The sequence below is a fragment of the Enterobacter sp. J49 genome (assembly GCF_002148625.1).
In the GTDB taxonomy this organism is placed as follows: domain Bacteria; phylum Pseudomonadota; class Gammaproteobacteria; order Enterobacterales; family Enterobacteriaceae; genus Enterobacter; species Enterobacter ludwigii.
In genome coordinates this window covers 468,717-481,965 of sequence record NZ_MWPY01000033.1, presented here as the reverse complement: position 1 = coordinate 481,965, position 13,249 = coordinate 468,717, and the positions used below count along the sequence as shown (strand labels likewise).

Annotated in this window: 16 protein-coding genes; all 16 read right to left on the bottom strand. The window is 54.0% G+C overall.

Annotation, left to right across the window (positions count from 1 at the left end):
• The 16 genes from BJP35_RS15275 to BJP35_RS15205 are packed head-to-tail and all read right to left on the bottom strand — an operon-like array spanning position 1 to position 13,129.
• Positions 1–585, bottom strand: a complete 585-nt coding sequence (locus BJP35_RS15275) for a hypothetical protein (RefSeq protein WP_086463391.1) — start codon at positions 583–585, stop codon at positions 1–3.
• Entirely contained in the window at positions 585–1,178 is a 594-nt protein-coding gene (locus tag BJP35_RS15270) for a hypothetical protein (protein ID WP_086463390.1), read from the bottom strand. Before BJP35_RS15270 ends, BJP35_RS15275 begins: the two co-directional genes overlap by 1 nt.
• Positions 1,179–1,191: 13 nt before the next feature.
• Complete coding sequence (locus tag BJP35_RS15265; protein WP_086463389.1) at positions 1,192–4,443, bottom strand: phage tail tape measure protein; 3,252 nt, start codon at positions 4,441–4,443, stop codon at positions 1,192–1,194.
• Positions 4,444–4,477: 34 nt separating this feature from the next.
• Entirely contained in the window at positions 4,478–4,741 is a 264-nt protein-coding gene (locus BJP35_RS15260; protein WP_063214802.1) for a DUF4035 domain-containing protein, read from the bottom strand.
• Positions 4,742–4,764: 23 nt separating this feature from the next.
• Entirely contained in the window at positions 4,765–5,166 is a 402-nt protein-coding gene (locus BJP35_RS15255) for a phage tail assembly chaperone (protein ID WP_086463388.1), read from the bottom strand.
• 54 nt (positions 5,167–5,220) lie between these two features.
• Complete coding sequence (locus tag BJP35_RS15250; RefSeq protein WP_061382656.1) at positions 5,221–5,691, bottom strand: phage tail tube protein; 471 nt, start codon at positions 5,689–5,691, stop codon at positions 5,221–5,223.
• A 53-nt stretch (positions 5,692–5,744) separates the two neighbouring features.
• On the bottom strand, positions 5,745–6,092 hold the full coding sequence (locus tag BJP35_RS15245) for a DUF3168 domain-containing protein (protein WP_000133672.1): 348 nt from the start codon (positions 6,090–6,092) through the stop codon (positions 5,745–5,747).
• On the bottom strand, positions 6,089–6,538 hold the full coding sequence (locus BJP35_RS15240; protein WP_086463387.1) for an HK97-gp10 family putative phage morphogenesis protein: 450 nt from the start codon (positions 6,536–6,538) through the stop codon (positions 6,089–6,091). The genes BJP35_RS15245 and BJP35_RS15240 overlap by 4 nt, the downstream gene beginning before the upstream one ends.
• Positions 6,535–6,873 (bottom strand): phage head closure protein, encoded by a 339-nt coding sequence (locus BJP35_RS15235; RefSeq protein WP_086463386.1) that lies wholly within the window; start codon positions 6,871–6,873, stop codon positions 6,535–6,537. Before BJP35_RS15235 ends, BJP35_RS15240 begins: the two co-directional genes overlap by 4 nt.
• A gap of 9 nt (positions 6,874–6,882) precedes the next feature.
• A complete protein-coding gene (locus BJP35_RS15230) occupies positions 6,883–7,209 on the bottom strand; it encodes a head-tail connector protein (RefSeq protein ID WP_086463385.1) in 327 nt (108 codons plus the stop codon).
• Entirely contained in the window at positions 7,209–7,493 is a 285-nt protein-coding gene (locus BJP35_RS24455; RefSeq protein WP_179193675.1) for a hypothetical protein, read from the bottom strand. Before BJP35_RS24455 ends, BJP35_RS15230 begins: the two co-directional genes overlap by 1 nt.
• A gap of 39 nt (positions 7,494–7,532) precedes the next feature.
• A complete protein-coding gene (locus tag BJP35_RS15225; RefSeq protein WP_086463384.1) occupies positions 7,533–8,744 on the bottom strand; it encodes a phage major capsid protein in 1,212 nt (403 codons plus the stop codon).
• Positions 8,745–8,753: 9 nt separating this feature from the next.
• On the bottom strand, positions 8,754–9,602 hold the full coding sequence (locus BJP35_RS15220) for a head maturation protease, ClpP-related (RefSeq protein ID WP_086463383.1): 849 nt from the start codon (positions 9,600–9,602) through the stop codon (positions 8,754–8,756).
• Positions 9,603–9,615: 13 nt separating this feature from the next.
• Complete coding sequence (locus BJP35_RS15215) at positions 9,616–10,920, bottom strand: phage portal protein (RefSeq protein ID WP_086463382.1); 1,305 nt, start codon at positions 10,918–10,920, stop codon at positions 9,616–9,618.
• The gene (locus BJP35_RS15210; RefSeq protein WP_086463381.1) at positions 10,920–12,656 is read right to left on the bottom strand and encodes a terminase large subunit; all 1,737 of its coding nucleotides are present in this window, start codon (positions 12,654–12,656) and stop codon (positions 10,920–10,922) included. Before BJP35_RS15210 ends, BJP35_RS15215 begins: the two co-directional genes overlap by 1 nt.
• Positions 12,656–13,129 (bottom strand): phage terminase small subunit P27 family, encoded by a 474-nt coding sequence (locus BJP35_RS15205; protein WP_032636952.1) that lies wholly within the window; start codon positions 13,127–13,129, stop codon positions 12,656–12,658. Before BJP35_RS15205 ends, BJP35_RS15210 begins: the two co-directional genes overlap by 1 nt.
• Between the last annotated feature and the right edge of the window lie 120 nt (positions 13,130–13,249).

Sequence of the window (13,249 nt, the reverse complement as noted above, 5' to 3'; positions counted from 1 at the left end):
TCACGAATAGGTAAACCCTGGCGCATCTTTTTTGCTGCCCCAGTAAATTGAACGCTCTGCCATTTGAGCGACGTAGCGAAATATACGGTCACCCGGCTGGGCTGCCTGGTGGGATTCGTCGGTATAGCGGTCCGGGAACGGTCGCTGCCAGTCTTCAAAAATATTACTGACGGTGTACTGCAGGGCGTTGGTTTCGCCCGATGTCGCCCCGGTACCGGAAATACGCCCCTTAAAAATCAGGTCTGCAACCTGCACAACCCCGTTATCATCCATCGCCACCAGATAGAGTTCTGCAGGTTTGCCCACACAGCGTTCGTTGAGCGTTTTAGCGAAAAGGGACATATCCAGCCCGGAAAGTGTCATCCTGAGCTGTGTCGGGCTGGTCGTGTTAGTTTCATTCACATCATCGATGGCCCCCAGCGTTCCCATGCCGTAATAGACATATCCACCGAGCACCAGCGTGCCGGTGCCGGAATGGACGTAAGCGGTCCCGGACTCAAACTGGACATTGGCCGCCAGCACCGCAGTAACCCTGTCGCGCGAGAGCCAGGTGATCATCGAATCTGAAAAAGGGGAATACTGCATTAAAATGCCTCCTCAAACTCCAGTGTGTAGCTGGTAAACACGCCAGGAACGCGGTTACCCGCGCCCTGCTGGTTATCTTTCAGCTTAAAAATACCGTAGGGGTTAGCCACCTCAATTTTTCCGTTAACCGGCGGTGAGGAACGTAGCATTGGCGCAATAGGGATGATTGCGGTACCAGTTGATGTACTGGTCACGTCAGCTGTTACCATCTTCAGCTCATCGTTCACAGTAAGGTAATCCCCGGTGCGCAGCACGAGCTTGCCTGGCGTCCAGCCTTTACTGCTGAGCTGCGTTCCAGTCTGGTTTGCGTCCTGCACCACCGGATTTCCGGTAGGCGTTCTACCCACCCGGCCCCAGTCGTGAATTTTCACCCTGCCATACTCACCATCTAGCGAGGCCACCAGCGCATCGATGCGTCTGGATTTATCGTCTGTAAGGTTGCTAAATGTCAGGGAACAGATCCAGCGGGTGCCGGGGAAACGAACTGTCTGTAATGCACCATTAAACGGGGAGCGAAAGGTTTTGGTATTACTTTCCGGACGCCACGTCAGCGACGCCGGACATACATCTGCAGGCCATTCAAGCACAGCCATAGTCACTCCTTAGTTAAACGCCAAGCATCCTCCTGGCCTGTCCGTTGGTCTGAAAATCACTCAGCATGTCCTGGCGCGCCTTTTTCGCACCATCCGCGGCCCCTTTTGCAGCAGCCTCCTGCATAGCCTGTTTAAGCGCGGCGTCACCGTTACCAGAAACATTGATATGCTGGGTGATATGGATTTCACCACCAGCAGTTGTAGTGCCGACCATCCTTACGCCAAGAGTGCCATTTGGTGTCCTGGTTAGAGGCATAACAGCCTCTGGGCCAGCTTCCCCCATTAATCCATCGCCTTTGGCAAATTTGAACATCGTCGGGCTGGATATGATCGAATTGCTGAAATGGCTAAGATTTGGGGATTCAAAGACGCCGCCTTTGGCAAATTTCAGTCCGCTGGCCGCGCCGGAATATGCGCCTGATGGTGTACTTCCTGCGGAGGTTGCATCCCCCCCACCAAAAAGGCCACCGAGAGAACCAAACAGACCACCACCACCTGCAGACTTCAACGAATTGACCAACATTGCGTTAAGGATAATTTTTTGCATAGAAGCCAGTACCGATCTGGACCAATCCTCCCAGTCAACTTTATTGCCCGATAAAGCATCAGAAATATTACCGATAAGACCTGTCATTGAATTGTTAACTAGGTCTGCTGTCTGCGAGGAATAATCAGTAGCGGTGTCAAACCAGTTTTTAAATCCTTTCTCAGCGCCAGCAGTCCAGTCAGCTTCAGAAGCAGCGATTGCTTTATATTTTTTGTCCAGCGCATCGAGAGCCGCCGCACGCTGTGTTATGGCTTCGGTACCACCGTCAGTTTTCGCAAAAACACGGTCAATCTGCTGCGTTTCATCGAACCGGCTGCGCTGGCGATCACTCATTCCTCTGGTTTCGGTTGTCAGCGTCGCCTCATCCCTGAACTTCCTGGCCGCTTCAGTTAAATCCTTCAGAGCATCAGCCTGTTCTCGCTGCTTGCGCACGTTCTCATCTGCTTTTTGGGTCCACTTTGCCAGTTCTGTAGACGATGCCTGAATAGCCCTGCGCTGCTCATCCGTCCATTTAGTGCCAGCCTGATGGGAAGCAGCATAAAGATCGGAGGCTTTTTCTCCCTCCGTTGCCCGCACGCGCTGAACATCAATAGCCACGCTCAGGTCGGCCATTTTCCGGGAATACTGTTCGGCGGTACTGGCCGCCTCGCGCTCTGCTTTACTTTGCGCATTAGAGGCGGCGGTTGAGGTCTTTTTGGCCTCAGCTGCAGCTTGATCCTTTTTGGCGGCCAGATCCTTGTTGTAGATGTACTGGGTGTAAAGAGCCCCTGTTAGCTTTAGATCTTCAGCTTCATAGACGTGCTGCTGATGGAGTTTCTCCAAACCACTTAAGCTGGCCAGCTCATTATCGCGGCGTGAGCGCTCCAGTGCGGTTTGCTGCTGAGGCGTTGCGTTCGCCATTGAAACGACGGGCCCGGCATACTGTGGCGGCTTAGCTCCAGCGGTCGCTGACATTGAGCGGTTAAGAAGGTCATATGCACCCTTCAGGATTGAGACAGCTCCAGCCTGTACGATAGCCTTTTGTGTGGCCAGGTCACTGGCATTGTTTACTAGCTTCTGCGTTTGCTCGACTTTTGAGGCTGCCTGTTCGCGCTGGTACTCCAGCTGGTTCAGCTTATCGGTCAGCTCGATGTTTTTGGCCGTGATGTCGGCCTGGTCCATGAAAGTGTTAATCAGGGTCAGCGTCGGATGGCGGTTGTAGTCCTGCTGGATTTGGTCAACCGCCTTTAGGCTGTCTTTCACCTTCGCGATCTGTGAGTCGAGGTCGGCCAGGTCCTGTTTTTGCGCCTGTAAAGATGTACGGGCATCAGCCGCGGTCGAACGCAGGCCAAGCACCGACATCTGCTGGAGCTTGGTGTTGATCTCGTCAAGGTTGTTGGCAAAACCTACCGCCTCACGGTGCACCTGCTGGGTATGCTGATAAAGGCCATACATCGCAGCGCCGGCACCAATAATCACTCCCGGCCAGCCACCGAGAATACCCAGCACCCCACTACCCAGCCGTGACATTACCGAGGCTGTACTGGTGAGGTTGTTAACCGCAGATGCCCTGCCAGCAAGCGCCGTATTCAGTGATGCCTGAGCTGCAGCAAGATTACGCTCAGCAACAATCTGAGCCTCGATACTCGTCGCCGCTGCGTGCGCCTGTTGAGCGCGGTAAACAGCCTGACGACCAGCAGCAACGCTAACCTGAGCGCCGCGAACCTGAGCCTGCGCCAGCGCGACCTCAGCGGCCGTATTAGCGAGCACAGCCCTGGTTGACTGAGCAACGCTGCCGACCATGTTGCCAAAATAACGAGCGAGGCCAACACCAACCAAAATACCGGCTGTATTTGCCACATCATCAATGTTATTCGCCAGACCATCCAGCACGCCGGAAAGCGTTGATGATGCGCCGACGGCATCGTTCGCCCCACCCACCCATGCGAGAAAGGCGTTTTGCACTTTCTGTGCAGATCCGCTGATGGATGCAGGAAGGATGTCGAACTCTTTACGGAGGATCTCGACGTTGGTCAGTAATGGGACAATTTTGTCAGTCGTCAGCTCGCCATTGTTGGCCATGTTGCGCAGGCCACCGACAGTGGTACCCAGCCCATCAGCCAGCAGTTTAGCCAGGCGGCCGCCGTTCTCCATGATGGAGTTAAATTCTTCACCTCGCAAAACGCCTGAGCCAAGCGCCTGGCTAAGCTGTGTGATAACAGAGCTTGCCTCTTCAGTGCTGGCACCAGACAGCTTCAGTGAGGTTGCAACGGTTTCCGTAACTTTTGCGACGTCAGCGGAAGCGTAACCAGCATCACGCAGTGACTGGGCAATACGACTGTAAAGGTTGCTATTTGCTTCGAGTGATGTTCCGGTGCGCTGGCTGATATCCATCAGCACGCGCTGGGATTGCACGTAATCCTCACTGGACGAGGACGCCAGCCGAAGACGTCCATTCAACTGGTTCCATGTATCGGCAAACTGAATCAGCTGATGCGTTGCAAATGCACCAGCCCACGCACCGGCAAGCCCGGCAGCAGAAGATCGCACGGTTGCAAGCTGAGAATTCAGGTCAGCCAAAGACCGCTGAGTTTCACGCGTGGCCGCTGCAGCTTTTTTTCCGCCCTGCTCCATAGTGCGATAGTAATCGGTTCCCATACGGGACGCTCTGGCGATCTCAGACTGGAAAGAAGAAGAGTTCGCCGAAATTTTGATGATTAGCTCGCGCAGCGTTGCCATATTTCACCCATAAAAAAGCCCGCAGCCGCGGGCGTCAAAGACCGGATATCCATTTTTCGAGTTCTGAGACTTCTGCGCCCCCTTCCTGCTCACCCCATTTCAGCATCACATCAGGGATAGTGAACTTCCCGCCCTGAGAGTTCAGCATTGCAACTGAGATCTGCGCCGCCTGTGCATCGGCGCGCCAGTCTCCAACAGGGCTAATGCGGTCGAACTCGATCCACATTTTTAGCTCACTGGCGGTAATAGTCTGGCGCAGTTCGTGGAGAGTGCGCCCCATTCGGAGCGCGAGCGACATCAGGAAGAAGGTCAGCGGCTGCTTTACGGCTTTCCCGCTTCTTCCTGACTCATGCCGAGGTTGAGGGCCTGAGCCAGCAGGCGGGAGTGTACGGGACCATAAATTTTAGATACCAGATCTTGATCCTCGTCGCTGAATACGCGCTCGCCGTTTTCATCCAGCAGAACGTCAATAAACAGAACCACATCTGCCTTTTTGTTACGCAGAAACTTTTCCGCCTCCGTCAGCGTCGGTGCTTCTTCGCCCTCGGCGAGCTGGGGATTAACGATCTCCCGGAATTTCACCCAGGCATCGCCAGAGGGTTCACGCAGCGTTACCCTTGCGCCATCCCATTCAGGGACCGTGATACCTTCTTTGGTGCGATAGGCTTTCGATGCTGTAAGCGCCACGTTGCGTAATGAATTCTGTGATGTTTTTTGCGCCATTTCATTTTTCTCTTGTTACATGGTCGGAGGGATAAAAAAAGCGGCCGAAGCCGCTCAGGAACCAGACGCGTAGATGCGTTTAGGTTTGCCGCGTACACGCAGAGAATAGGTTGCGCCAACAACGGAAGAGGTTGCTGCAGACCACGAGCTCTGACGTACCTCCACCAGCACGTAAAAACCGTTGCCAGACGGGAATACCACGCGCAGCGCACGGAGTTCGTCATTTTCGTAAGCGGTCTGCAGTGCCTCCTGTGCTGCTTCATCGCCAACCCAGTTACGGGTAATGCTCATTTCAGCAGGCGCGGCGAGGCCGTTGGTTTGCTCCTGTTCCGTCGAGCAAAGCGTGGTTACGTCGATATCCCCTTTTTGACCGCCCGTGAAGGTGATTTCCTTTGTTGCACAGGCCGCTTCCAGCCAGGTAATGCCAGCACCCGGGAAGGTTGAGGAGTTAAAATCCTCAGCGGTTACTGGCGCGTCGGAGACGGCAAAGGTCATCCCCTTTGTGACTTCATACTTACTGGTCATGATTTCTCCAGTTAAAAAAAGACCGCCTGAGCGGTCTATTGTGGTGGGTAAGGTTAAACGGTTACCTGAAATTCGAGCGTCGCCCGGTGATATCGCAGATCAGGCTCATAGCCTGGCGTTTTAACAATGTTTTCCGGCTTCAGCACCTGCAGGGCATCAAGCGCCATATTTCTGATCGTGCGCGCCTCAGTGATGGTGCTGGAATACACATCAACCTGCACGGAAACGGCTGATTCAGCCTGACCGCAGAGAACGTCAGCGGCCACGTCGGTAATAATCGAGAAAATTACCCAGGGCGGCGAGACTGAAGGCTTCCCGTCACTACCGAGCGGCGCAACGTAGGGATAAACCTGCCCACCGGCCAGCGGCGCGAGCAGTGGATAGAGATCATCTTCCGTCATTTGCTTAATGCCTCATCAATCGCCTGGTTCATGCGTCTGATCGCGACCTCCGTCGCCTGCTCCTGGCGAACATCGAACGCAGGACGCACAAACGGATGAGGCGGCATATTCACCGTCCCCATTTCAACAAACCGCCAGTAAAAGGCGTTTCTCGGGTCGCTGGCTTTCATGTTGTTGTCGCTATTACCGGTTCGCATGTTGCGGCCACGAATATGGACACCGGAAGAAATTTCCCCGCGGCGGCGTGAGCGCTGAGTCAAAACGACCACATTTTTCTTCAGCTTTCCAGTTCTCTCAGGAGCGCGTGCAATCACTTCTTCCTTTAGCACTTCTGCTCCGGCGCGCGTGGCATCACGCAGAACCTTGTTGTTTTCAGCGCGGCTAAGCGCCTCTAGGTCCTTTGCGATGTCATTCAAACCGGAAAAATCGAGGCTCGTCTCAATCATTTTTCGGTACCCTGTTTGCAAAGAATTTCGAGCTGAATACCACGAGAATCAGGGATTGGCGGACCAACGATATTCAAAACGGCCCCCTTGAACGGGCCAGTCATAACCCTGAGTCTGGACGCAGCAGTTATATCGCTACGAAATCGAGTCCATACTCTGATAGTGGCGACTGCGGTTTCAGCACCAGCGGCTACCAGTTCGCGCCCGCTGATGCCCTTTACTTCTGCCCAGGTTTCTGCGCCGTCATGCCATAGTTCAACAGGCTGGCCAGAAGGATCTCTGGATGTTGTGATGTTCTGAACTACCACCCTGTCTCTCAGTCTTCCGGCCTGCATAAAGTCCTCCTATACCCCGTAAATTCGGTATGGCTGCAGCAAGGCTTCAACAGCAAACGGAACCTCTGCAACGGTCTGACCGACGGCCACTGATTCTCTGTTGGCATACCAGTGACCTATCAGCAGTAACATGGCCGCTTTCACATCATCATTCAGTAGAATCGGGGCCGGGTCGTCTGCGTAGCCAGGGGAGCTTTGATTTTCATAGAGCGTTCGCCTTGTCCATGTCTGGACGTAACGCGCCGCCGCACCGGTGTATAACGTCAGCAGGGCATCATCTCCGGAAAAATCGGTATCAATGCGGCAGTGCTGTTTCACCACATCAAGATCGACCATTATTTTTTCGCCTTCTTTTCCGCTTTTACTTCCGGCTGTTCCTGCTGCTGTTCCTGCTGCTGTTCCTGCTGCTGTTCCTGCTGCTGTTCCTGCTGCTGTTCCTGCTGCTGTTCCTGCTGCTGTTCCTGCTGCTGTTCCTGCTCTGCAGGATTTTCTGATTCATCGAACATCGCATAGCCTTTTTTGATGAGCTCGCGCCCATGCTGTTCCAGAGTTTCCAGCGGAAGCCCTTCAGTAACGACGGTACCGCCGAAATAAATCGGTTTGAGTGCAATCAGTTTCATTTTCCCACCTGTAAAAGCGGCCCGAAGGCCGCTGTTTCATCAGCTACCAGCGCCAGTGCGGAATGCACCGTACACGAACGCTTCGGGGCGTTTAACAGCCAGCGCCAGACGTTCTTCACAACGGATGGTGAGCATGTTTTTCTCGAAGTCGTCGGCGTTCTCTGTGGAGATCACCACGTTCGCATCTTCGCGGTCGAAGATTTGCGCGCCTGCGTTGAAAGCACCGGTCAGGAATTTACCCTGGAAGGCAGCAGCTTCGGTGGCAACAACCGGCAGACCCCACAGAGTAGGTCCAGTCAGCGCGGCAGGGTTAGCCAGGATGTAGCGGCCCAGGCTATCTTTTGTTAGCTCGATCCGCGCCCAGTCAATGAAATGAAGGACATGACCGGACGCCGGGAAGCGCGCCAGCTGCACCTGCAGCATTGCCAGACGCAGATCGTCAATGCCGCTCTGCTGTTCAACAGTGAAAGCAGGATCAAACGCTGACGCCTGAGGAACGATGCCATGCAGATGTACACCGGTACCGTCGCCGAAGAGAATTTCCTGCTCTTCCGCGTACTTCAGCCCGTAGCGCATTTCGGCATCAACGGTTGACTGCAGCTGTGCGAAGTCATCCAGGATCTGCTTGGAGGCTTTGAACAGGTGGGCGATGGTGCTTACGCCAGTGATTTTCGGCGTAAACTCAATGTCGCTGTATGGTTTCTGCGTATTTTCAGGAACCACTTTCGCGTTGTTGGTAAAGCCTGTCTGCTGCACCCAGAAAATAGCCGGGGAGGAAGTGCGGCCAGGCGCTATCAGATCGCGAATGAACAGGCGCTGTTTTGGTGCCGTATCGATGCCCGGAATTCGCTGGGGTTCGACGACGCCATCAGGCACATCTGTAGAAGTCAGTGCGGCCTTCACAGGGATACTGATACGTTTGCCGCCTTCAACGCCGGCAGCAAAGGTTTTCAGCGCTTCAGCAGAGATCACCTGCTGGCCGATTGATTCCACAATATGCTTCGCTTTAGCCAGCGGCATTTGGGCAACATGTTGCTCCAGATCCCCCATCGCCGCCTTAAGCGTTTTTTCTGCTTCGCGCAGGGCATTGAACTCAGAAGCCATTTTATCAACGGCTGCCTTTGTTTCTTCTGACAGCTTGCCGGATTTCTGCGCCTCCTTGAGTGCGTCTTCTGCTTTCGCGTTGAACTTGCCGGTTGCCTCTTCAATGCTGGCAGTGACTTTTTTCAGAATATCGTTTACTTCAGACATAAAGGGTCCTTATTTGACTAGCGCCGCCAGGGCGTTTTCAAGTGAATTTATGGTTTCAGGTTTGATGTCTTCGGCAGCGCCCGGCGTACCGTCGTTGGTGGTGACAGCGCCATGCATGCCACCGGATAAGGCTTTAATGAGTTTTCTGCGCTCAGAGCGCGGGGTATTGGTCTTGGCCAGCAGGGCATCGAGTTTTCGCAGCGCGGCAGCGGGAGATTCGTCACCATCGCTGACCGCATCAGCAGAAAGCAGGCTGTCTGCCAGTCCCTTCGCCACAGCATCACTGCCACCGATATAGCTTTCCGCATCCATCAACTTCTGTACGGCGGCCATATCCAGACCGGAACGCGCAGCGTAGATGTCAGCCATCGCGGTATCGAAGGGTTCCAGTGACTGTGCCAGTTCAGCAAAGTCATTACGGTTTCCCATCGCATATACCCAGCAGTTGTGAATCATCAGGAAGGCACCACGGCCAATCTGAATATCATCCCCGGCCATCGCAATTATTGAGGCGGCACTGGCGGCAATGCCAAGTACCTTCACCGTCACACGGCCTTCGTATTCGCGGAGAAGGTTGTAAATTGCTAGGCCTTCAAACATGTCGCCGCCCGGGGAGTTGATATTCACCGTAACGTCGGCACCGTTCATCGCCCGAAGCGCACCGGCAATACGTTTAGCTGTTACCCCTTCGCCCCAGTAGTCCTGCCCGATAACATCAAAAACAGAAATGCTGTTATCGTCGGTGGTCGCCGCCTTGATCCCGCCGTCCCAGCGGTCCAGTGCGGACGGTAATGTTTCACAGGTAACGCGCGCGCAGGGGCGACCCGCCGGTGCTACCGGAAGTTGTTTTTTGCTCATCAGGAAAGTGCTCCTAAGCGGCCTGTTTCAGCGGAGATTGTTCAAAGGAAATGTCAGGGAATACGTGGTTATGCAGCTCTCGCAGGGCAAGGGCCTGAACAGCAGGGTTGCTGCTTTCGAGATTTTTCAGTTGCGTCAGGTTGAGCTGAACGGTGTAAATGTCGCCCCCTTCAATCGGCGGCATGTTCTCAAGACGACGAACGTCATTACGGGACATCCAGCCATTTTGAAGCGCGCTGGTATAGTAAGCGGCACGGCCCGCGCTGTCGGCGCGCAGCAATCCTTCAACGGAGAATTCCGCAAACACTTCGTCATCGCTGTCGAGTAAGCACCGGCCAATTTCCTGCTCAATATTCACCAGCAGCGGTCGAAGTGTATGAGTCAGAAACTGCAGGTTCATACCTTCCAGGCTTGATGCCCAGCTGCTTTGTTTTGTGGTGTGACCAACCATGAAAGGCGGCACGCGAAACCAGCGGCAGATTTCCTCAATGCTAAATGCGCGGCTTTCGAGCATCTGAGCATCTTCCGGGTTCATGGTCACGCCCTGGTACGTTAAGCCACCCTCAAGCACCATGATCTTCCCGGCATTTTTCGAACCGGTAAACGCCGCCATGTAACCGCGAAGTTTTTCACGTTGGGTGTCATCCAGAGCTTTCTCAGAAGAGAGGAATCCTGAACTCTGCAGGCCCTGTTCGAATATCTTCGCCGCGGACTCTTCAACCGCCATTGCTGAACCGATCACATCCCGGCCAGTCTTCATTGGCATCATGCCGCAAACGCCGTCCAGACCGAACCCGCGAATGTGCATGATGTTTTTGATCGGAATAACGCGCTCGTTGCCATTTTCAGTGTATTTGTATTCCAGCGCCCCGGTAGTAAGACGTTTAACCACCATGTTCTGCGGCAGCAAAGGCACCAGGGAAATCAGGCGATTCGCGATGAATTTCTTCTCAATGAAGGCGTTCCCGCGCAGGCAGATACTGGCGACCACCATCAGCATAAAGCGGGATGGTGTCATTTCTGAATTGGGTCGGCGGCACAGTATCGAATAGGCCGGATGGTCGGCTGCCGCTTTACGCGAACCGTCAGGCTGTCGAACGTATATTTTCAGCGGAAGGGTTGAAATAGACTCGCTCAACAGTCTTACGCATGCCCACACAGCCGATAGCTGGATGGCTTTATCGGCTGTTACCACCTTCCCGCTGCTGCTGGTGCCAAACCATTCCTCCCAGAACGTGCCGGTAGTCAGGCTGATAGGCACACCGAGCCAGTTAAGCAGAGCGCTTTTCACCCTGCCTGGCTGTTTGTTTTTTTTCATCAGAAACCTACCATGATGGGATTATTGAAGAATCCGGAGAGATCCTGCTGGTCGTTGCCACCGTTAACCAGAACGCGGCTCATTGCTGTGAACAATGCCGCCGGGCCATCAATCTTGGCCTCTGGTGTGGACTTGTTCGGGAAAATGTTCTCGTTCCGGTCAGGTTTGACGGTTACGTTGGACATCATCCAGTTCATTACCGGGTGATCGCTGTGATGGAAGCGGCCACCGTATACCAGTGCTTCGACCTCTTTCATCGCCTCAGAGAAATTGCGAACCGTCTGCGGCACTTCCACCAGCGGCAACCCTTCTTCTGCCAGCGCGAGGCTGAACTGCGTGGCACTCCACGGGTCGAAGCCAATTTCTTTCAGGCTCTCACCAGCAACCCACTGTTGTAGCTCTTCCTTAATCTGAGCATGGTCGATTACATCCCCGTCGGTAAGGATCAGCTTGTCCAGCTCAGCCCACTTACGATAGAGCTCTGCCATCTGGCGCGAACATTTCTTAAGGCGTCCCTCCGGCAGCCAGAATTTGAAATCCGCATGAACGTGTCCACCTGGCGCACGCCATACTTTGGCAGCCGCACAGATATCAATTTTGTTTGAAAGGTCTACGCCCACCCAGGAGGGATAGGTTTTAAGTTCGTGCTGCGGAGCGATAAACTCGCATTTCTCCCATTTCATCATGTCCATCCAGGCAGACTCAGCCGTAACCCAGATATTCATGTGCTTGGTGAAAAAGTTAATCCTGGCCGAAACCTGCTCTTTCGCCTTTTTAGCCAGGCGGCGGAGATCATCCCAGCGCTTACAGATACCCAGCCCCGGATTCGCCTTCTGCCAGACTTTTTCATCAAAGGGATCATCACCTTCATCTAAGGTGTAGATGATGGCAAAAAACGTATCGTCTTTTACCAGCCCACGCAGAACCTTGATGGCGTAATCACGCAGTTCGTAGCAGATACCCTCTTTGTTAAAGCCGGCGGTGGTGATACCGAAAAGCAACGACTGCAGGCGCGCGCCGGTTGCCGTCTCCAGAACGTCCCATACATCACGGGTTTTATGTGCATGCAGCTCGTCGACAATGGCGCAGTGGATGTTCAGGCCGTCGAGGTTGTTCGCATCTGATGATAATGGCTCGAATTTGGAGGCCGTTTGCTCCTGGTAGATAGCGAGCTTGTTGAATTCGAAGAGCCGCCCAAGAGTGGCTTTCGCCTTCTTGACCATATTCTTCGCATCTTCAAAAACAATTCTCGCCTGGTCACGGGTGGTAGCGGCGGAATAAACCTCCGCACCGCCCTCGCCGTCGGCCCCAGCCATATACAGCCCAACGCCTGAGCAAAGTGTTGATTTGGCATTTTTACGGGCCACCTCAACATCTGCAGTACGGAAGCGCCGAACCATCACCGGCCGACCGCTGCCGTCGTTACGCAGGACGGTTTCTCCCGTTTCTTCGTTAACCAGCGGGATAACAAAACCAAAAATATTAATCAGGATGAAAACATGCCAGTCCATCAGCTCAATAGGCTGGCCTGCCAGCGCGCCCTTTACGTGAGGAACAAACTTATAGAAATTCAGAATGTGCTGCGCGCGCGGCTCACTAAAGTAAATTCCGCGCTCTTCGCCGTGTGCCAGATCGTCAAGAAAACGCTGACAGGCAAGGCGCACAAACTCACAGGCAATTATTTCCCCGGCCACGACCCTCTCGGCGTAGCGGATGCCTTCTGCAACCTTAGCCATTAATCCCTCGCTTTCATAAACTCGGCCAGCGGATCAACCGCATCAGGACCTTTTGCATTCACTTTCGAGCGGCTGGCTGGCGTCATCCCGAACTCTCCGAGCATGGCGCGAAGACGTTTCCAGGCATCAGCTTTCATGATGGCCGCCGGGTGAGCTTTGATCATCACATCCCCGCTCTGCGTTTCGGTCCGGTAGGTGTACCCCTCAATTTCAAGCGTGTCGCAGTGGTGCCGGTATTCGGTATATGCCTCAACCAGCAACTCAAGGGCTCTGGCGTCCAGTTGGGACATCACACCGATAGCATCGAGCTCGTCGGCCATCCGCTTAAACCAGTATTTCCCCTGCTTGTCGAAATGCTTCGGCGTTGGGGGTACCCCTGCAGCGGGTTTTGGTTCGTTCTCATTGATCGGGCGTTTTGATGGGTTACCCCTCACCAAACGTAGATGGGTCGGGGTTTTCGGTGGTCCAGACATAATCGAAAACTCCTATTAATCATCGAATGGGGGACCCCTAAAAAAAGTTTTCTAACCTGCGGCGATGTGAAAAGAGGTTAGGCGGCGGTCCTTTGGCGCGTCGTTCCTGAACTTTCAACC

Bases quoted from the DNA above. Each gene is read 5' to 3' on its own strand.
- BJP35_RS24455 (WP_179193675.1), bottom strand. From the start codon at position 7,493: ATGAAACTGATTGCACTCAAACCGATTTATTTCGGCGGTACCGTCGTT.
- BJP35_RS15210 (WP_086463381.1), bottom strand. From the start codon at position 12,656: ATGGCTAAGGTTGCAGAAGGCATCCGCTACGCCGAGAGGGTCGTGGCC.
- BJP35_RS15240 (WP_086463387.1), bottom strand. From the start codon at position 6,538: ATGATTGAGACGAGCCTCGATTTTTCCGGTTTGAATGACATCGCAAAG.
- BJP35_RS15220 (WP_086463383.1), bottom strand. From the start codon at position 9,602: ATGAGCAAAAAACAACTTCCGGTAGCACCGGCGGGTCGCCCCTGCGCG.
- BJP35_RS15225 (WP_086463384.1), bottom strand. From the start codon at position 8,744: ATGTCTGAAGTAAACGATATTCTGAAAAAAGTCACTGCCAGCATTGAA.
- BJP35_RS15275 (WP_086463391.1), bottom strand. From the start codon at position 585: ATGCAGTATTCCCCTTTTTCAGATTCGATGATCACCTGGCTCTCGCGC.
- BJP35_RS15255 (WP_086463388.1), bottom strand. From the start codon at position 5,166: ATGGCGCAAAAAACATCACAGAATTCATTACGCAACGTGGCGCTTACA.
- BJP35_RS15205 (WP_032636952.1), bottom strand. From the start codon at position 13,129: ATGTCTGGACCACCGAAAACCCCGACCCATCTACGTTTGGTGAGGGGT.
- BJP35_RS15245 (WP_000133672.1), bottom strand. From the start codon at position 6,092: ATGACGGAAGATGATCTCTATCCACTGCTCGCGCCGCTGGCCGGTGGG.
- BJP35_RS15270 (WP_086463390.1), bottom strand. From the start codon at position 1,178: ATGGCTGTGCTTGAATGGCCTGCAGATGTATGTCCGGCGTCGCTGACG.
- BJP35_RS15260 (WP_063214802.1), bottom strand. From the start codon at position 4,741: ATGTCGCTCGCGCTCCGAATGGGGCGCACTCTCCACGAACTGCGCCAG.
- BJP35_RS15265 (WP_086463389.1), bottom strand. From the start codon at position 4,443: ATGGCAACGCTGCGCGAGCTAATCATCAAAATTTCGGCGAACTCTTCT.
- BJP35_RS15215 (WP_086463382.1), bottom strand. From the start codon at position 10,920: ATGAAAAAAAACAAACAGCCAGGCAGGGTGAAAAGCGCTCTGCTTAAC.
- BJP35_RS15230 (WP_086463385.1), bottom strand. From the start codon at position 7,209: ATGGTCGATCTTGATGTGGTGAAACAGCACTGCCGCATTGATACCGAT.
- BJP35_RS15235 (WP_086463386.1), bottom strand. From the start codon at position 6,873: ATGCAGGCCGGAAGACTGAGAGACAGGGTGGTAGTTCAGAACATCACA.
- BJP35_RS15250 (WP_061382656.1), bottom strand. From the start codon at position 5,691: ATGACCAGTAAGTATGAAGTCACAAAGGGGATGACCTTTGCCGTCTCC.